17 protein-coding genes are annotated in these 16,600 nt (G+C 71.0%); 11 read left to right on the forward strand and 6 right to left on the reverse strand.

Going from position 1 to position 16,600, the window contains the following annotated elements; genetic code table 11:
- The first annotated feature begins 19 nt into the window (after window positions 1–19).
- From ACIBN2_RS23170 to ACIBN2_RS23185, 4 genes are all read left to right on the forward strand, one after another.
- Window positions 20–655 carry a GTP-binding protein gene (locus tag ACIBN2_RS23170; RefSeq protein ID WP_399136798.1) on the forward strand — a complete coding sequence of 212 codons (636 nt, stop codon included), beginning with the start codon at window positions 20–22 and terminating at the stop codon, window positions 653–655.
- Between the two features lie 370 nt (window positions 656–1,025).
- Complete coding sequence (locus ACIBN2_RS23175; protein WP_399136800.1) at window positions 1,026–1,925, forward strand: S1 family peptidase; 900 nt, start codon at window positions 1,026–1,028, stop codon at window positions 1,923–1,925.
- Window positions 1,926–2,097: 172 nt separating this feature from the next.
- A complete protein-coding gene (locus ACIBN2_RS23180) occupies window positions 2,098–3,021 on the forward strand; it encodes an SPFH domain-containing protein (RefSeq protein ID WP_399136802.1) in 924 nt (307 codons plus the stop codon).
- 232 nt (window positions 3,022–3,253) lie between these two features.
- Window positions 3,254–4,333, forward strand: coding sequence for a S1 family peptidase (locus tag ACIBN2_RS23185; RefSeq protein WP_399136804.1), 1,080 nt, complete (start codon window positions 3,254–3,256; stop codon window positions 4,331–4,333).
- 70 nt (window positions 4,334–4,403) lie between these two features.
- Here ACIBN2_RS23185 and ACIBN2_RS23190 read toward each other — a convergent pair whose 3' ends face one another.
- Complete coding sequence (locus tag ACIBN2_RS23190; RefSeq protein WP_399136805.1) at window positions 4,404–5,432, reverse strand: DUF3533 domain-containing protein; 1,029 nt, start codon at window positions 5,430–5,432, stop codon at window positions 4,404–4,406.
- A 134-nt stretch (window positions 5,433–5,566) separates the two neighbouring features.
- Here ACIBN2_RS23190 and ACIBN2_RS23195 point away from each other — a divergent pair, with 134 nt between their 5' ends.
- Complete coding sequence (locus tag ACIBN2_RS23195) at window positions 5,567–9,079, forward strand: DNA polymerase III subunit alpha (protein ID WP_399136806.1); 3,513 nt, start codon at window positions 5,567–5,569, stop codon at window positions 9,077–9,079.
- The gene (locus tag ACIBN2_RS23200) at window positions 9,076–10,050 is read left to right on the forward strand and encodes a DNA polymerase thumb domain-containing protein (protein ID WP_399136808.1); all 975 of its coding nucleotides are present in this window, start codon (window positions 9,076–9,078) and stop codon (window positions 10,048–10,050) included. The genes ACIBN2_RS23195 and ACIBN2_RS23200 overlap by 4 nt, the downstream gene beginning before the upstream one ends.
- A gap of 3 nt (window positions 10,051–10,053) precedes the next feature.
- Here ACIBN2_RS23200 and ACIBN2_RS23205 read toward each other — a convergent pair whose 3' ends face one another.
- On the reverse strand, window positions 10,054–10,428 hold the full coding sequence (locus tag ACIBN2_RS23205) for a cupin domain-containing protein (protein WP_399136810.1): 375 nt from the start codon (window positions 10,426–10,428) through the stop codon (window positions 10,054–10,056).
- A 95-nt stretch (window positions 10,429–10,523) separates the two neighbouring features.
- Between ACIBN2_RS23205 and ACIBN2_RS23210 the strand changes: the two genes are divergently transcribed.
- Together ACIBN2_RS23210 and ACIBN2_RS23215 are read left to right on the forward strand one after the other, a co-directional pair.
- Complete coding sequence (locus tag ACIBN2_RS23210) at window positions 10,524–10,970, forward strand: MarR family winged helix-turn-helix transcriptional regulator (protein WP_399136812.1); 447 nt, start codon at window positions 10,524–10,526, stop codon at window positions 10,968–10,970.
- 172 nt (window positions 10,971–11,142) lie between these two features.
- The gene (locus tag ACIBN2_RS23215; protein WP_399136813.1) at window positions 11,143–12,006 is read left to right on the forward strand and encodes an esterase/lipase family protein; all 864 of its coding nucleotides are present in this window, start codon (window positions 11,143–11,145) and stop codon (window positions 12,004–12,006) included.
- Window positions 12,007–12,066: 60 nt separating this feature from the next.
- On the opposite strand, the gene ACIBN2_RS23220 is transcribed toward ACIBN2_RS23215, so the two are convergent.
- Complete coding sequence (locus ACIBN2_RS23220) at window positions 12,067–13,107, reverse strand: lytic polysaccharide monooxygenase (protein WP_399136815.1); 1,041 nt, start codon at window positions 13,105–13,107, stop codon at window positions 12,067–12,069.
- A gap of 169 nt (window positions 13,108–13,276) precedes the next feature.
- On the opposite strand from ACIBN2_RS23220, the gene ACIBN2_RS23225 reads away from it, so the two are divergent.
- Window positions 13,277–13,726: a GNAT family N-acetyltransferase gene (locus ACIBN2_RS23225; protein WP_399136817.1), complete on the forward strand. Its 450-nt coding sequence runs from the start codon at window positions 13,277–13,279 to the stop codon at window positions 13,724–13,726.
- Window positions 13,727–13,732: 6 nt separating this feature from the next.
- Here the strand turns inward: ACIBN2_RS23225 and ACIBN2_RS23230 are convergent, their stop codons facing one another.
- On the reverse strand, window positions 13,733–13,867 hold the full coding sequence (locus tag ACIBN2_RS23230) for a hypothetical protein (protein WP_399136818.1): 135 nt from the start codon (window positions 13,865–13,867) through the stop codon (window positions 13,733–13,735).
- 139 nt (window positions 13,868–14,006) lie between these two features.
- On the opposite strand from ACIBN2_RS23230, the gene ACIBN2_RS23235 reads away from it, so the two are divergent.
- Window positions 14,007–14,624 (forward strand): class I SAM-dependent methyltransferase, encoded by a 618-nt coding sequence (locus ACIBN2_RS23235; protein WP_399136820.1) that lies wholly within the window; start codon window positions 14,007–14,009, stop codon window positions 14,622–14,624.
- Window positions 14,625–14,675: 51 nt separating this feature from the next.
- On the opposite strand, the gene ACIBN2_RS23240 is transcribed toward ACIBN2_RS23235, so the two are convergent.
- Both ACIBN2_RS23240 and ACIBN2_RS23245 read right to left on the reverse strand, forming a co-directional pair.
- Complete coding sequence (locus tag ACIBN2_RS23240; RefSeq protein WP_399136822.1) at window positions 14,676–15,176, reverse strand: DUF402 domain-containing protein; 501 nt, start codon at window positions 15,174–15,176, stop codon at window positions 14,676–14,678.
- A complete protein-coding gene (locus ACIBN2_RS23245; protein ID WP_399136824.1) occupies window positions 15,157–16,089 on the reverse strand; it encodes a GNAT family N-acetyltransferase in 933 nt (310 codons plus the stop codon). The genes ACIBN2_RS23240 and ACIBN2_RS23245 overlap by 20 nt, the downstream gene beginning before the upstream one ends.
- Window positions 16,090–16,160: 71 nt before the next feature.
- Between ACIBN2_RS23245 and ACIBN2_RS23250 the strand changes: the two genes are divergently transcribed.
- The gene (locus ACIBN2_RS23250) at window positions 16,161–16,532 is read left to right on the forward strand and encodes a GntR family transcriptional regulator (protein WP_399136825.1); all 372 of its coding nucleotides are present in this window, start codon (window positions 16,161–16,163) and stop codon (window positions 16,530–16,532) included.
- Window positions 16,533–16,600: the final 68 nt, after the last annotated feature.

Raw genomic sequence — 16,600 nt, forward strand, 5'->3', positions numbered from 1 at the left:
CTCGAAAGGATCTGGGACCATGCCCGGCCGCTGTGACAGGACCGTCCCGCTCGCCGTGAAGGTCGTGGTGAGCGGGGGACTCGGGGTGGGCAAGTCCACGTTCATCAAGGCGATCTCGGAGATCGAACCGCTGGACACGGAGGCGGCGATCACGCAGGTGTCGGTGGGCGTCGACTCGCTCGACGGGGTCGAGTCGAAGACGACCACGACCGTCGCGCTCGACTTCGGGCGGATCACTCTCGATCCGTCGATCGCGCTGTATCTGTTCGGGACGCCCGGGCAGCGGCGGTACTCGTTCATGTGGGAGGAGCTGGCGGAGGGCGCGCTCGGGACGGTGGTGCTCGCCGATACCCGGCGGATCGGGGAATGCTTCCCCGCCCTCGACTATTTCGAGGACCGGGGCGTGCCGTTCGTGCTGGCCGTGAATCGGTTCGACGGCGCCGAACGGGTCGGGCTGAAGCAGGTCCGGGAGGTTCTGGGGCTTCGCCGCGAGGTGCCGGTGCTCGAATGCGACGCGCGCGAAAGGGATTCGGTGCGGGATGTTCTGGGTGCGCTGATGGACCGGGTGATGGGGGTCCGGGCCGCGCCCGGGAAACGGGCGGTGACGATGCCTCGACGGGCGCGGCCGGCCGAGGCCCGGTCGGTCAGTTCCTGAGTTCCGGCGGGGAGTCAGGTCCGTACGCAAGAGCTTCGGCGCGACACCATGCGGGACTTGGCCCAACAGGGCACCGCGATGATCGTCGTCACCCACGAGATCGGATTCGCCCGCTAGATCGCCGACACCGTCGGTCCTACGAATCCCAGGGGCCCGTATGACGGGGCCCGTATGGCCGGAACCCGTAGTTCGTTCAACGGTTGACGGCCGAAAGGCACTCTTGCGCCTACCGGTCGGTCGGCCGAATACTCCCGGCAAGCGCTTGTCAGGAGCACGGCTTGTCCGAAACCCGGACGTCGTGCGTCCTGGCTGCGCCTCACGGGGCCCCGACCCCACGCGGGCCCCCCGACTTCCCCCTGGGAGGAACGAAGTGAGGATCAAGCGCACCACCCCCCGCAGCGGCATTACGAGACGGACCCGGCTGATCGCCGTCACCACCGGACTCGTGGCCGCCGCCGCGATCGCGGTCCCCAGCGCGAACGCGTCCACCGCCACCCCCTTCAGCACCACCCAGCTCAAGAGCGCCGACGCCTCGGTGCTCAAGGCCGATGTGCCGGGCACCGCCTGGGCCGTCGACAGCAAGACCAACCGTGTCGTCGTCACCGTCGACAGCACGGTCTCCAAGGCCGAGATCGCCAAGATCAAGCGGCAGGCCGGCAGCAACTCCGGCGCCCTGACCATCAAGCACACGCCGGGCACGTTCAAGAAGCTGATCACCGGCGGCGACGCGATCTACGGCGGCCAGTACCGCTGCTCCCTGGGCTTCAACGTGCACAGCGGGAGCACCTACTACTTCCTGACCGCCGGTCACTGCGGTCAGGTCGCGTCCACCTGGTACTCCAATTCCGGCCACACCACGGTGCTGGGTACCAACGTGAGTTACAGCTTCCCGAACAACGACTTCGCGCTGGTCCGCTACACCAACTCCTCGATCGCGCACCCGAGCGCGGTCGGCAGCCAGACCATCACCAGCGCGGCCACCCCGAGTGTCGGCACGACGGTCTACCGTCGCGGCTCCACCACCGGCACCCACAGCGGCCGTGTCACCGCGCTGAACGCCACCGTCAACTACGGCAGCGGCGACGTCGTCTACGGCATGATCCAGACCACGGTCTGCGCCGAGGGCGGCGACAGCGGCGGCCCGCTGTACGGCGGTTCGACGGCGTACGGCCTGACCTCCGGCGGCAGCGGCAACTGCACCTCCGGCGGCACGACCTTCTTCCAGCCGGTCACCGAGGCGCTGAGCTACTACGGCGTGAGCGTCGGCTGACGAGCCGTCCCGGCACACGCACCAGCCAGCAGGCGAGCCCCCGCAGCAACTGCCGTGCGGGGGCTCGCCCTTGTCGGTACCCGGGAGTTACCTTCGAAGTACAGGCGGTACGTCTGTGTCTTGACGTCTCTGCAATACGCCCATACGCCCACTTCGGACCCTGGGGGCCGACATGGTCGAGGAGCTGGTGGCCACGGGAGTGGTCCTCGCGTCCGCCGGAGCGGTGTACCTGATGGCCGCCGCGCGAGTCGTCAAACAGTACGAACGTGGCGTGGTCTTCCGGCTCGGCAGGCTCCGCGAGCAGGTGCGCGGGCCGGGCTTCACGATGATCGTGCCGCTCGTCGACCGGCTCCAGAAGGTCAACATGCAGGTCGTGACGATGCCGGTGCCCGCGCAGGAGGGCATCACCCGGGACAACGTCACGGTGCGGGTGGACGCCGTCGTCTACTTCAAGGTGGCCGCGCCGGCCGAGGCGATCGTGCGGGTCGAGGACTACCGGTTCGCGGTGGCGCAGATGGCGCAGACCTCGCTCAGGTCCATCATCGGCAAGAGCGAGCTCGACGACCTGCTCTCCAACCGCGAAAAGCTCAATCAGGGGCTGGAGTTGATGATCGACAGCCCGGCCGTGGAGTGGGGCGTCACCATCGACCGCGTCGAGATCAAGGACGTCTCGCTGCCCGAGACCATGAAGCGGTCGATGGCCCGGCAGGCCGAGGCCGACCGGGACCGCCGGGCCCGCGTCATCAACGCGGACGCCGAGTTCCAGGCGTCGAAGAAGCTGGCCGAGGCGGCACAGCAGATGGCGGACACGCCCGCCGCGCTCCAACTGCGCCTGCTGCAGACGGTGACGGCGGTCGCCGCCGAGAAGAACTCCACCCTCGTCCTGCCCTTCCCGGTCGAGCTGCTGCGGTTCCTGGAGAGGGCGCAGCACGCTTCCGGGGCGCCTCAGCAGCCGGTTGCGGCGCCTCAGCAGCCGGTCGAGGCACCTCAGCAGACACCGCCGCAGATCGCGCAGCAACCGGTGCAGGAGCAACTGCCTCCGTCGGAACCCCGCTTGGACCAGGACTCCGGAGGGTCGAATTCCGGACAGGGCTAGACCGTATCGGGTGTGCGTTTATTACTCAGTCGTAGCCTTTGCAGAGCGAACACCCCTGATGTGACCGTGGACTGTCAAGAACCCGGGGGCGCATAACGTACGTTCTACGCGCGTCTCGAAGAAGCCCTTGTGTGCTCCCTGCCGGGCTCGGGATAGTGGCTGCTGTTCAACGCCTTCCGGTTCGTGAGGTCCCCACAACCTTCCGGACCGACCCCCCACAGGAGGACGTCAGTTGAAGCACCGACGCATACCCAGGCGCCGCCTCGTCGTGGCAGGTGCGGGCGCCACCGCGCTCGTCGCCGCGGCAGTAACCTTCCAGACTGCGAACGCCAGTGAGGCCCCGAAGGGCTCCGCACCCCAGCCCCTGTCGGCCGTGGCGGCCGGAAAGCTCGCCTCGACCCTCGGCAAGGACCTCGGCACCGACGCGGCCGGCACGTTCTACGACGCGAAGGCCAAGAGCCTCGTGGTGAACGTCCTGAACGGGACCGCCGCCAAGACCGTCGAGGCGGCGGGCGCCAAGGCCAGAATCGTCCAGAACTCCCTCGCCGAGCTCAACAGCGCGCGTACGACGCTGACCAAGGACGCCACCATTCCCGGCACGTCCTGGTCGACCGACCCCGTCAGCAACAAGGTCGTCGTCATCGCCGACAGGACCGTGTCCAAGACCGCGTGGGCCAAGCTCTCCAAGGTCGTCGACGGACTCGGCGCCAAGGCCGAAGTCAAGCGCACGAAGGGGGAGTTCAAGCCCTTCATCGCGGGCGGTGACGCCATCTCCGGCTCGGGCGGCCGCTGTTCGCTCGGCTTCAATGTGACCAAGGGTGGCGAGCCGTACTTCCTCACCGCCGGGCACTGCACCGACGCCATCAAGACCTGGTCGGACTCCAGCGGCAACCAGATCGGTGAGAACGCCGACTCCCAGTTCCCGGACAACGACTTCGGCCTGGTGAAGTACACCGGCAGCACGGACCACCCGAGCGAGGTGGACCTCTACAACGGCTCCACGCAGAAGATCACCAAGGCCGCCGAGGCCACGGTCGGTGAGAAGGTGCAGCGCAGCGGCTCGACCACCCAGGTGCACGACGGCACGGTCAAGGCCCTGAACGCCACCGTGAACTACTCGGAGGGCACGGTCAACGGCCTCATCCAGACCGACGTCTGTGCCGAGCCCGGTGACAGCGGCGGCTCGCTCTTCGACGGCGAGTCGGCCATCGGCCTCACCTCCGGCGGCAGCGGTGACTGCAGCGCCGGCGGCGAGACCTTCTTCCAGCCGGTGACCGAGGCGCTGTCGGCCGAGGGCGCCCAGATCGGCTGACCGCCCGCTGTCCCTGTGAAGTCCCGCCCCGCGCGCGAGGGGCGGGACTTTGCCCTGTGGGTTTCTGGCGCTACGTCACCGGTGTGACGGTTTCCGTGCGCCGCCCTCGCAGCACCGCCGCCAGCAGCGTGACCACGATCCCGGCCGCGGCCCACGCGGACAGCACCAGCAGGGCGCCGGTCGTGGCGTTGCCCTCGAAGTACGCGATCGAGCGCGCCACCCAGGTGCCGGCTCCCGGTGGCAGCGCCGGTCCGATCGCCTTCCAGAACGGTGGCAGCATCGGCAGCGGGAAGGCGCCGCCCGCGCTCGGATTGCCCGCGACCACCACGATCAGGATCGCCAGGCCGATGCCGACGATCCCGAACAGCCCCTGGAGGGCGAGCGTCGCCGCCCCGACCGCGAAGGTGACCAGGGCGCCGAGCCCCCAGAAGGCCATGACGCTCCCCGGCAGGGCGCCCAGGATCGGCCCCACGATCACCGCACCGCCGAGCCCGCCGACGATCGAGACCAGCGCCATGACGAGCAGCCGGATCACCGCGCGGCTCAGGTTGGCGGGCCGCGCGCCCGAGCTGATCGCCAGGATCGAGGCGCACAGATAGCCGCCCACGCACCAGCCCACGACCACATAGAAGGACGACAGCCCGTCGAAGTCCTCGGACGAGGCCGGTGCCACGTCGACGGTCCGGAGGGCCCGCTGCTGGGACGCCTCCAGGACGGTGAAGTACTTCTGCAGGGTGTTCGCGAGGACCGTGCCGCCGCCACTGGCCACCAGCAGCGTGTCGGTGGTGCGGGCCGGGTTGATCAGCAGTGCGCCGTCGATGTCCCGGTTCAGGATCTGCTTGCGGGCCGTGGCCTCGTCGGCGACCACCCGCGGGTCCAGCGGCGAGCCGGGCAGCTGCTCCAGCCGGGTCACCGCCTGCTGCGCCGCGGCCCCGGGCGCCACCACCCCGAAGGGCACGTCCTTGGGCTCGGGGTTGTGCAGCGCGCCCACGTAGGAGGCGATGAACAGCAGCTGGAGGGCGATCACGCCGATGACCAGCAGCGTGGCGCGCAGGCTGACCGCGTCCCGCACCTCGGCGAGCAGGGTCCTCTGTGTCATGTCCCCACAGTCCGAGGTGGCGGGCGTTCCCGCAGGTGGGGAGGGGCCGAACGGCTGTCGTACATGCATTCGAATTTTGGTCTATGGTGGGGGTGGGGCAGTCGGGAACTGATGTTCGATAGTAGGAGGTGCGGGTGCCAGGCTTCACTCATCTGCACACCGTCTCCGGGTTCTCCCTGCGCTACGGCGCCTCGCATCCGGAGCGGCTGGCGGAGCGCGCCTCCGAGCGGGGCATGGACGCCCTCGCGCTCACCGACCGCGACACCCTCGCCGGCACGGTCCGCTTCACCAAGGCCTGCGCGAAGGCGGGCGTCCGCCCGCTGTTCGGCGTCGACCTGGCGGTGGAGCGGCCCGCACGGATGCGGGAGGACGATCCCGTACGCCGGGAAAGGCGCCGCACCCCGGTACGCGGCGGCGTCTTCATCGACGAGTCGGCACCCCGCGCCACCTTCCTCGCCCGGGACGGCGCCCGCGGCTGGGCAGACCTGTGCCGGCTGGTCAGCGCGGCCCACCGTACCGAGGGTCCACCCCTGCTGCCCTGGGCCGGCAACCGCGCCGACGGCCTGACCGTCCTGCTCGGCCCCGCCTCCGACGTCGGCCTCGCGCTTGCCGCAGGGCGTGCGGACCGCGCCGCCAAGCTCCTCGCCCCCTGGCGCGAGATCTACGGCGACGCCCTGCGCCTGGAGGTCGTCTGGCACGGCCGCAAGGGCACCGGCCCCGGCTCCCTGCGCCTGGCGGCCCGCACCGTCGGCTTCGCCGCCGAGCAGCACGTCCGCCCGGTGCTGAGCAACGCCGTCCGCTACGCCGACCCGGGCCTCGGGCCGGTCGCCGACGTACTGGACGCGGCCCGCCGGCTGGTCCCGGTCGACCCGGCGAAGGGGCTGGACTCCGGGGAGGCCTGGCTCAAGGACGCCGGCTCCATGCGGCACGCGGCCGAGCGGATCGTGGAGGCTGCGGGCTACCGGCGCGACACCGCCGACCAGCTGCTGGAGCAGACGCAGGCGACGGCCGCCGAGTGCCTGGTGGACCCCGACGACGACCTCGGCATGGGCGCGGTCCACTTCCCCGAGGCGCACCTCGTCGGCGCGGGCCGCCGCACCGCCCAGCGGGCGCTGGCCTCACGGGCGGCGGCCGGGATGGTGCGGCACGGCTACGCGGGCAGGCGCGCCTACTGGGAGCGGATGCACCACGAGCTGGACATCATCGCCCACCACGGCTTCGCCTCGTACTTCCTGACGGTCTCTCAAGTGGTGGACGACGTAAGGGACATGGGCATCCGGGTCGCGGCGCGCGGCTCCGGCGCGGGCTCCCTGGTCAACCACCTCCTCGGCATCGCGAACGCCGATCCGGTGGAGCACGGACTGCTGATGGAGCGCTTCCTGTCCAAGGAGCGCGTCGTGCTCCCCGACATCGACATCGACGTGGAGTCCGCGCGCCGGCTGGAGGTCTACCGCGCGATCATCGACCGGTTCGGCGAGGAGCGGGTCGCGACCGTGGCGATGCCGGAGACCTACCGGGTCCGGCACGCGATCCGCGACGTCGGCGCGGCCCTGTCCATGGACCCTGCCGAGATCGACCGCGTCGCCAAGTCCTTCCCGCACATCCGCGCCCGCGACGCCCGCGCGGCCCTCGATGAACTGCCCGAACTCAAGGCGCTGGCAGGGGAGAAGGAGCGGTACGGGCGGCTCTGGGAACTGGTCGAGGCGCTCGACGCCCTGCCGCGCGGAGTCGCCATGCACCCTTGCGGAGTGCTCCTGTCCGACGCCTCCCTCCTCTCCCGTACGCCGGTCGTGCCGACCAGCGGCGAGGGGCTGCCCATGTCGCAGTTCGACAAGGACGACGTGGAGGACCTCGGGCTGCTCAAGCTCGACGTGCTCGGCGTGCGGATGCAGTCGGCGATGGCGCACGCGGTCGCCGAGGTGGAGCGGGCGACGGGGGAGCGGGTCGACCTGGACTCGCTGCCGGACGGCGACCCGGCGACGTATCAACTCATCCGGTCCACCGAGACGCTGGGCTGCTTCCAGATCGAGTCGCCGGGCCAGCGGGACCTGGTGGGGCGGCTCCAGCCGGCCACCTTCCACGACCTCGTCGTCGACATCTCGCTCTTCCGGCCCGGCCCGGTCGCCGCCGACATGGTGCGGCCGTTCATCGAGGCGCGGCACGGGCGGGCGCCCGTCGCATACCCGCACCCGGATCTGCGGGAGCCGCTGAAGGGGACGTACGGCGTCGTCGTCTTCCACGAGCAGATCATCGACATCATCGCCGTCATGACCGGCTGCGGGCGGGGCGAGGCGGACCGGGTGCGGCGCGGGCTGTCGGACCCCGAGTCCCAGGGCCGTATCAAGGTGTGGTTCGCGCAGCACGCGGCGGCCGGCGGATATGACGCAGAAACGATTCGGCGCACCTGGGAGATCGTCGAGGCGTTCGGCAGCTACGGCTTCTGCAAGGCGCACGCGGTCGCCTTCGCGGTGCCGACCTACCAGTCCGCCTGGCTGAAGGCGCACCACCCGGCCGCCTTCTATGCGGGCCTGCTCACGCACGACCCGGGGATGTATCCCAAGCGGCTGCTGCTGGCCGACGCGCGGCGGCGCGGGGTGCCGGTGCTGCCGCTGGACGTGAACAGGTCGGCGGTCGCACACTCTATCGAACTGGTGTCTGAATCACCCGTGCGGTGGGGGTTGCGGCTGGCCCTCTCCGACGTGCACGGCATCAGCGAGGCCGAGGCGGCGCGGATCGCGGACGGGCAGCCGTACGCCTCGCTGCTGGACTTCTGGGAACGCGCCCGCCCGAGCCGGCCGCTCGCCCAACGGCTCGCGCAGGTAGGCGCGTTGGACGCCTTCGGGGCCAACCGTCGTGACCTGCAACTGCACTTGACAGAGCTGCACCGGGGCGCCCGGGGCGCGGGCGGCGGCCAACTCCCGCTGGCCGGAGGGCGGAAGACGGCGCCGGCCGGTCTGCCGGATCTGTCGGAGGCGGAGAAGCTGAGCGCCGAGCTGGGGGTGCTGTCGATGGACGCCTCGCGCAACCTCATGGACGACCACCGGGCCTTCCTCGACGAGCTGGGCGTGGTGTCGGCCCGCCGGCTGCGTGATGCCCGGCACGGTGAGACGGTGCTGGTCGCGGGGGCCAAGGCGGCGACCCAGACCCCGCCGATCCGCTCCGGCAAGCGGGTCATCTTCTCCACCCTGGACGACGGCACGGGCCTGGTCGACCTCGCCTTCTTCGACGACTCCCACGACGCCTGCGCCCACACCGTCTTCCACTCCTGGCTGCTGCTGGTGCGTGGAGTGGTGCAGCGGCGCGGCCCGCGCAGCCTCAGCGTGGTGGGCTCCGCCGCCTGGAACCTCGCGGATCTGCTGGAGGTGCGCGGCGAGGAGGGGCTCGACGGGGTCGCGGCCCGGCTCGCCGAGCCGCCCGCCGGTGACGGCTCCGCGGCGGACGGCGGCGGTTCGTCACCGGCCCGCCTCGCCGGTTCGGACGGGCGGCCGGCGCCCGCGGGCGCCGCGGCCCGCGACCCGGTGGAGGACCGGAGGATCCGCATGTCCACGGGGTACGAGATGCACCCCTGGGCGGATCTGCGTCCCGCGGGTGAAGGGCCCGCGGTGGGAAGGAAGTTGTGGCACCAGAGTCCGGGGAGTGCGGGATGACCGTTCTGTGTGTACGTTTCCAGCCGGCTTCGCCGGACGAGGCGGCCCTGCCGGGGCTGCTCGAACTCCTGGAGGAGTTCACCCCGGTCGTCGAGGCGCTGCCGCCGGACGGGGCGCTCGCCGATCTGCGCGGCGCCGAGCGGTACTTCGGGCGCAGCGCGGTCGAGCTGGCGGCGGTGATCCGCGTGCGCGCCCTGGCCCTGTACGGCGTCGACTGCGTGATCGGTGCCGGGCCGGGCCCGATGCTGGCCCGCGTGGCGCTGCGCGACGCCCGGCCGGGGGTGACACGTGCGGTGCCCGAAGACCCGGACGGCATCGCGGAGTTCCTCGCGGACCGGCCGGTCACCGCGCTCCCCGGCGTCGGCACCGCCACCGCGCGCACCCTGTACGACTACGGCCTCGACACACTGGGCCGGGTCGCCGCCGCGCCGCTCGCCACGCTTCAGCGCCTGATCGGTGCGAAGGCGGCCCGCGACCTGCACGAGAAGGCCGGCGGCGTCGACCGCGGCCGGGTCGTCCCCAACGCCGTCTCCCGTTCCCTGGCCACCGAACGCCCCTTCACCCGCGACGAGTTGTCCCCGGAACGACACCGGCGCGCACTGCTGTCCGCAGCCGAGGAACTCGGGTCCCGGCTGCGTGCCCTCGACAAGGTCTGCGGCACGCTCACCCTCACCGTGCGCTATGCCGACCGCACCTCGACGACCCGCACCCGCACGCTGAAGGAACCCACCGCCCACTCCGCCGCCCTGACCAGGACGGCGTACGACATGTACGAGACGCTCGGCCTCCAGCGCGCCCGGGTCCGCGCCCTGGTCCTGCGCGCCGAGTCCCTCGCCCCCGCCGAACAGTCCTCCTACCAGCTCACCTTCGACCCGGTGGACGAGAAGGCCCGCCGCATCGAGGAGGTGACGGACCGTGTGCGGGCGAAGTTCGGACCGCGCGCGGTGATGCCGGGGGCGATGGTGGCGTAGCCGTCAGTGCGCCCACGGGGGTGCGATGCGGGTGCCGTCGGCGAGCTCGGCCTCCAGGCCGACGGAGGTCGTGACCCAGGTGACCGCGGTCCGGTCGCCCGGGTTCTCCACGGCGAGGGTCGCGCCGGGATTGACGATCAGGGTGTCGCCTGCGGTGACATGGACGGTCTGTCCGTCGAGCACGACGAGCAGTTCGCCGTCGAGGACATGCAGGATCTCCTCCCGGCTGACGGTGTGCACGGGCGCCTTGGTGCCCGCCGGAATCTCACCGCGCCAGGCGCACAGCTCCTTGCTTCCGGTGAGCGTGGTGGCGTGCGAGACGAAGCGGGCACCGTGCAGTTCATGGACCTGGGCCTCCGACGATCGGACGACGGGCATGTGATGCCTCCATTATGGTCAAGCTGCTTGACTATATTTCTTGTCCCTATGGTCAAGCTGCTTGACCGATTCGTCAAGGGTGTTTCAATGCCTCCGTGCAGAACTCCGAGGCCATGGCCCTGTCCGCCGCCCTGCTCGCCGTCGCCGGTGAGCTCACCCAGCGCATCAACGAGGGGGTGGTCGCGCGCGGCTTCGAGGGGGTCCGGCCCGCGCACGGGTTCGCCTTCACCCGGCTCGCCCCGGACGGCGCGACCGTGACCGAGCTGGCCGCCCATCTCGGGGTGACCAAGCAGGCCGCGAGCCAGCTCGTCGACGAGATCGTACGCAAGGGGTACGCCGAGCGGCGGTCGCATCCGGACGACGCCAGGGCCCGGCTGGTGGTGCTGACCGAGCGGGGCTGGGCGTGCACCCGGGCTGCGGAGGAGGCCGCCGCGGAGGTCGTGCGGGCATGGGGGCGCCTGTTGGGAGAAGGTCAAGTGCGGTCACTGCGGGATCAGTTGACGCGGATCGCGCCCTACGGGCCCATCCGACCTGCCTGGTGACGGTGTGTCAGTGGCTACCGGCGAGTCGGTTATCACTGGAAGTTTTTACTGACGCGTAACTTCACACTTGCACTACTCGCCCGTAACTTGACGAGTGAACAGCATCCTTCGTGATCCGGATCACAGGGCGTAAGGCCATCGCAACTCCCTTGAGCCGCAAGGAGATCACACGATGCTGCCCTGGAATCGAATGCTCAGACCCCTGGCCGCCCTGCTGCTGGCGGCCTCGGTCGCCGTCGTCCCCGCCGCCACCGTCGCACACGCCGCCGGCGCTCCGAGCTCCGGCTGGAACGACTACTCCTGCAAGCCCTCCGCCGCTCATCCGCGCCCCGTCGTCCTGGTCCACGGCACCCTCGGCAACTCAGTCGACAACTGGCTCGCCCTCGCACCCTACTTGGAGGACCGGGGCTACTGCGTCTTCTCCATGGACTACGGCCAGCTGTCAGGTGTCCCCGTCTTCTACGGCCTCGGCCCCATCGACAAGTCGGCGGAACAGCTCTCCGCCTACGTCGACAAGGTGCTCACCGCGACCGGCACGAACAAAGTCGATGTCGTCGGTCACTCGCAGGGCGGCATGATGCCCCGCTACTACCTCAAGTTCCTCGGCGGAGCCGCCAAGGTGAACTCCCTGATCGGCATCGCGCCGGACAACCACGGCACCGACCTGGACGGCCTGACCAACCTGCTCCCGTACTTCCCGGGCGCCGCCGACCTGCTGTCCAAGAACACGCCCGGCCTGGCCGACCAGATGGTCGGCTCCGCCTTCCTCACCAAGCTCAACGCGGGCGGCGACACCGTCCCCGGAGTCCACTACACGGTCATCGCCACCAAGCACGACGAGGTGGTCACGCCGTACGGCAGCCAGTTCCTGAGCGGTTCCGACGTGCACAACGTCCTGATCCAGAACCTGTGCTCGCTCGACCTCTCGGAGCACGTCCTGATCGGTCTCACCGACCGGATCGCCTTCCATGAGGTGGCCAACGCGCTCGACCCGGCCCACGCCACCACGACCACCTGCGCGTCGGTGCTGAGCTGACGCACACATCGGGGCCTGTCCGGCCTGAGCCGCCGGACAGGCCCCGCCCCCCGTGGGGCCCTACGGCCGGCCGTGCCGTCCGTAGCCGGTCGCTCGCCTGCGGACGGAGGCGAACAGGGCCGCCGCGCCGAGGGCCAGAGCGGCCGCTCCGCCCATGGCGAGGTACGGGGTGCTGCCGCTGTCCCCGGTCTCGGCGAGGTTCTGCGAAGCACCGGCCGCCGTCGGTTCGTCGGCGGCGGCCGCCTCGGCGGTGATCCGGGGCTCGGCCGACGTGCCGGCGTCCTGGTCACCGTGACCGTGGTGCTCGACGGTCGACTTGTCCGCACCCGCGGCGATCTGCGCGTCGGAGGGCACGGAGGCGGCCGGTTCGGGCGTCGAACTGCCTGTCGTACCACTGCCGTTGCTGTGGGTGCCGGTGTTTCCGCTGCTGCCGGTGTTTCCGCCGCCGCTGCTCGCGGTGGCGCCGCCGAAGGTGACGTCCGAGCAGGAGTAGAAGGCCTCCGGGCTGTCCGAGCGCTGCCAGATCGCATACAGCAGCTGCTTGCCGGAGCGCTGGGGGAGCGCGCCGGAGAAGGTGTAGAAGCCGCCGGAGGCGACCGGGTCGGTGGCCGTCGCCACCGGGTGCTCCAGGTCCAGGTCCGACCAGGCCAGTGGCTTCGCCGGGTCGTAACCGGCCTTGGTCAGGTACACCTTGAACGTGCCCTTGTGCGGGGCGGTCACGCGGTACTTGAAGGTGTACGCGCCGCTACGCACGCCCGTCGCGGGCCAGTCGGTGCGAGCCAGGTCGAGGCCCTTGAACTCCTCGTTGTTCGCGCTGCACAGCTTGCCGTCCGGGATCAGCGCCTGGTGCCGCCCGCCGGCGTCGCCGATGCGGATGCCGTTCCAGTCGTAGAGCGCCTGGGTGCCGCCGGCCGAGACCGCGGCCTTGCACGCGGCCGACCTGGGGCTCTCCGGGCCCTCCGCGTAACACTGCGAGACCCGGCTGACCGGGTCGCCCATCGTGCCGTGCGCGGATGCGGGGGCGGCGGCGAGCGCGGTCAGGGCGAGCGGGGCGGCGCCGAGAACGGCGAGCGCGGCGACCTCGCGGCGGCGTGCGGGCATGCGGAATCTCCTCGGAACGGTCCTGATGCGTGGGGGTGGATCCCGTGGGGTGCGATCAGAAACTAGCCCCAGGAACTCGTGAAATCGCCTGCTGGAGGCGGGTGATGGAGATCCTTATGGTCGCGTTAAGGGAGTGCTGAGACTGGGATCAGGTAATACCGTGCGCGGCATGGGAGACGACGAGATCCGGCCGGCCGTCGCCGCCGACGTGGCGGCCGTGAAGGCCGTGACCGACGCCGCGTACCACGGCTACATCGAGCGCATCGGTGTGGTGCCGGTGCCCATGGAGGCGGACCACGCGGCGAACGTGGCCGCGGGGAAGGTGTTCGTGACCGGGGACCCCGTCACGGGGCTCGTGGTGCTCGAGGAGCACGACGACCATCTGTTCCTGGACAGCATCGCCGTCCACCCCGACGCACACGGCGGCGGAGTGGGACGGCGGCTGCTGCGGTTCGTGGACGCACGCGCGCGTGCGCTCGGTCTGCCCGAGGTCAGGCTCTACACCAACGCGATGATGTGGGAGAACCAGAAGATCTATCCGAAGTACGGCTACGAGATCGTGGAGCAGCGCGTGGACGGTCCCTACGACCGCATCCACTACCGCAAGCGGCTGGACTGACCGGCGTCAGCCGTCCGGCCACCAGGTTCGCGCGATGTCTCGGCGCACCTCCGGACGTCCGGAAGGACGGTCGTCGGCCTCGTCGCGGACCCTGCGCGAGTCCGTCTTCTTCAGGGGCTTCTGCACAGTGGTCCGGCGCATGGCTGCCTCCTTCAGTGCCCACCGAGTTCCGCGTTCTCACGGAGGTAGACCCTTTTCGGGAGGGTGACTCATCGGTGCGGGTCTGTCTGTGGCCGCTGTCACCATTCGACTGTCAGTGGCGGGTGTCACTCTTGGGCGCATGACGGATGACAATGTGGGCCTGACCGGCGCGGACGTCGACTGGGACGCGCAGGCCGCCTCCTTCGACGACGAGCCGGACCACGGACTGCGCGATCCGGAGGTCCGGCGGGCATGGGCCGGCCGCCTCGCCTCCTGGCTGCCCGCGCGGGCGAGCGACGTCCTCGATCTCGGCTGCGGCACGGGCAGTCTCTCGCTCCTCGCGGCCGAGCAGGGACACCGCGTGACCGGCGTGGACGCGTCACCGGCGATGGTCGGCCGCGCCAGAGCCAAGCTGGCCGGACGTGACGCCGTGTTCCTCACCGGTGACGCGGCGGCACCGCCGGTGGGGGAGCAGCGCTTCGACGTCGTGCTCGTACGGCACGTGCTGTGGGCGCTGCCCGACCCCGGCCGCGCCCTGCGTCACTGGCGCGGGCTGCTGCGGCCGGGAGGCAGGCTCGTCCTGGTCGAGGGCGTCTGGGGCACGACCGCCCCGGTGGGCATACCGGCCGGCGTCCTGACCGGCCTCCTGGCCCCGCTCGTGACGGGCGAGGTGCGGGTGGAGCGGCTGTCCGGGGAGACGGCGCTGTGGGGGAGGGAAGTGGCGGACGAGAGGTATGCGGTGGTGGCCGTGGTGTGAGGCCGGCCGGTTCGGCCGGCCGTGCGCCGAGGCCGCGTGCGCGCGCCGCCCTCAGCGCACCAGCGCCTCGAAGTCACCCCCGCGCGCCAGGTCCTCCAGCTCGTCCAGCGCGGCCACCGCCGCCGCCGCGGCCTCCGGGTCCGTCTCGGTCAGCCCGCTCGCCTCGAACTCGTCCTCGTCCAGACGGCGTACGTCGCTGCCGTCGGCCGAGCGCCACAGGTCCAGGTCGAGGTCCTCGACGACCAGTTCGGTGCCGGAGAGCACGGCGGGGCGGGTGATGTCGCAGTACCAGCCCTTCAGCACGCCCGCGGAGTCGCGTACCTCCTTCACCGCGTACCAGCGGTCCCGCCAGTAGTGCTCCGTGAAGACGTCGCCCTTCTCGAAGCGCACGAAACCGAAGTCGCGGACGCCCTCGCCCGCCCAGGGGGCGCGGACGGCGATGCGCGTGCCGTCGTCGCCGAGCAGCTCCGCCTCGTAACGGATCTTCGTACGGCCCGCCTTGACGAGGACGACGTCCAGCCGGGCGTCCCGCTCAGCCGAGTTCACGGACATACCGCACCTCCGTCGCGCAGATCTCGTACCCGAACCACTTGTTGATCGCGAGCATCGGGTCGTTGCCCACGTCGTTGCCCGTGAGCGCCTGGGTGTAGCCGGCGGCGCGGGCGCGGTGCAGCGAGTCGTTCTTGGCGAGCTTGGCCAGGCCGCGGCCGCGGAGGGCGCGGGCGGTGCCGGTCATGGCGGTGACGTAGCGTCCGGTCGAGGCATCCGTGTACGCCACGCTGAAGGCGGCCGGGCGGCCTTCGACGAAGGCGACGGTGGTCAGCTCCCGGTTCAGCAGCGGGTGCTTCCAGTTCTCCTCGATCCAGTTCTCGTAGTCGGTCAACTCGGTGTCCACGTCGCTCGGTTCGTCCTGCGTGGTCTCCGCGTCCAGCTCGAACAGCGGGCGCGGATCGTCCGCGAAGTCGGCCGCCGAGCGCAACTCGACGCCGGGCGGCGGGGGTTGGAGCGGCGGCAGGGAGTCCCCGGCCAGGTCCAGACGGAGAAAGTGGGCGGAGCGTCCGGCGCCGTAGCCGTGCCGCTCGGCGAAGGCACGGTTGGCCGGCTCGTCCAGTACCCATGCGAACAGCTTCGTCGCGCCGTGCGCGGTGAGGTGCTCCTCGGCGGCGCGGACCAGCAGTTCGCCGGCGCCGCGGCGCGTTCGGTCCGGGTGGACGTAGACGTTGAGCATTCCCTGGCCCGGTTCCGGGCTGTCGTGCGCCAGTTGCACCTGGGCCGTGCCGATCACCTCGCCGTCCTCCTCGGCCACGAGCGACCGGAAGCGGGCGTCGGGATGGCTGTGGGAGAGACGGTGCAGCACCGCGTCCGCGGTCCAGAGGATGTACGGAAGGGCGAGGTGCCGTACCCGGGCGAAGGCCTCGACGTCGGACCGGTCTTCGGGGCGCAGGTCGCGCACGATCACAGTCATGTGGGCGCACGCTACGGGGGGACACGTCCCTGCGCCTCTCATTTTCCTGCGGGTGCGGGAGAATCGGCAGCGTGACCTTGAAGATCCACATCGACGACAGTGCCGCGCCGTACGAGCAGGTGCGGGCGCAGATCTCCGAGCAGGCGCGGTCGGGCGTGCTGCCGGTGGGCTACCGGCTGCCGACCGTGCGGGGGCTGGCCGAATCGCTCGGCCTCGCGGCGAACACGGTCGCCAAGGCCTACCGCGCACTGGAGAGCGACGGGGTGATCGAGACCCGGGGGCGCAACGGCACGTATGTGGCTGCCGCCGGCTCGGCCGCGGAACGGGAGCTGGCGTCGGCCGCACAGACGTACGCGGAGCGTGCACGCCGGCTGGGGCTGACGGAGGCGGATGCGTCGGCCGCCGTGCGGGATGCCCTGCGGGCGGCTTACCGGGAGGAGTGAGCGGAGTCCGGCACCGCCGCACCGCGCCGTCGTGACCGATCGCTGTCGCGGCGGACGGGATGGCGCGG

This window comes from Streptomyces sp. NPDC050534 (assembly GCF_044457745.1).
In the GTDB taxonomy this organism is placed as follows: Bacteria; Actinomycetota; Actinomycetes; order Streptomycetales; family Streptomycetaceae; genus Streptomyces.

Excerpts from the sequence above, each read along its gene's own strand:
- ACIBN2_RS23170 (WP_399136798.1), top strand. The coding sequence starts at position 20 with ATGCCCGGCCGCTGTGACAGGACCGTCCCGCTCGCCGTGAAGGTCGTG.
- ACIBN2_RS23215 (WP_399136813.1), top strand. The coding sequence starts at position 11,143 with ATGCTGCCCTGGAATCGAATGCTCAGACCCCTGGCCGCCCTGCTGCTG.
- ACIBN2_RS23240 (WP_399136822.1), bottom strand. The coding sequence starts at position 15,176 with ATGTCCGTGAACTCGGCTGAGCGGGACGCCCGGCTGGACGTCGTCCTC.
- ACIBN2_RS23180 (WP_399136802.1), top strand. The coding sequence starts at position 2,098 with ATGGTCGAGGAGCTGGTGGCCACGGGAGTGGTCCTCGCGTCCGCCGGA.
- ACIBN2_RS23190 (WP_399136805.1), bottom strand. The coding sequence starts at position 5,432 with ATGACACAGAGGACCCTGCTCGCCGAGGTGCGGGACGCGGTCAGCCTG.
- ACIBN2_RS23220 (WP_399136815.1), bottom strand. The coding sequence starts at position 13,107 with ATGCCCGCACGCCGCCGCGAGGTCGCCGCGCTCGCCGTTCTCGGCGCC.
- ACIBN2_RS23205 (WP_399136810.1), bottom strand. The coding sequence starts at position 10,428 with ATGCCCGTCGTCCGATCGTCGGAGGCCCAGGTCCATGAACTGCACGGT.
- ACIBN2_RS23225 (WP_399136817.1), top strand. The coding sequence starts at position 13,277 with ATGGGAGACGACGAGATCCGGCCGGCCGTCGCCGCCGACGTGGCGGCC.
- ACIBN2_RS23230 (WP_399136818.1), bottom strand. The coding sequence starts at position 13,867 with ATGCGCCGGACCACTGTGCAGAAGCCCCTGAAGAAGACGGACTCGCGC.
- ACIBN2_RS23245 (WP_399136824.1), bottom strand. The coding sequence starts at position 16,089 with ATGACTGTGATCGTGCGCGACCTGCGCCCCGAAGACCGGTCCGACGTC.
- ACIBN2_RS23235 (WP_399136820.1), top strand. The coding sequence starts at position 14,007 with ATGACGGATGACAATGTGGGCCTGACCGGCGCGGACGTCGACTGGGAC.
- ACIBN2_RS23200 (WP_399136808.1), top strand. The coding sequence starts at position 9,076 with ATGACCGTTCTGTGTGTACGTTTCCAGCCGGCTTCGCCGGACGAGGCG.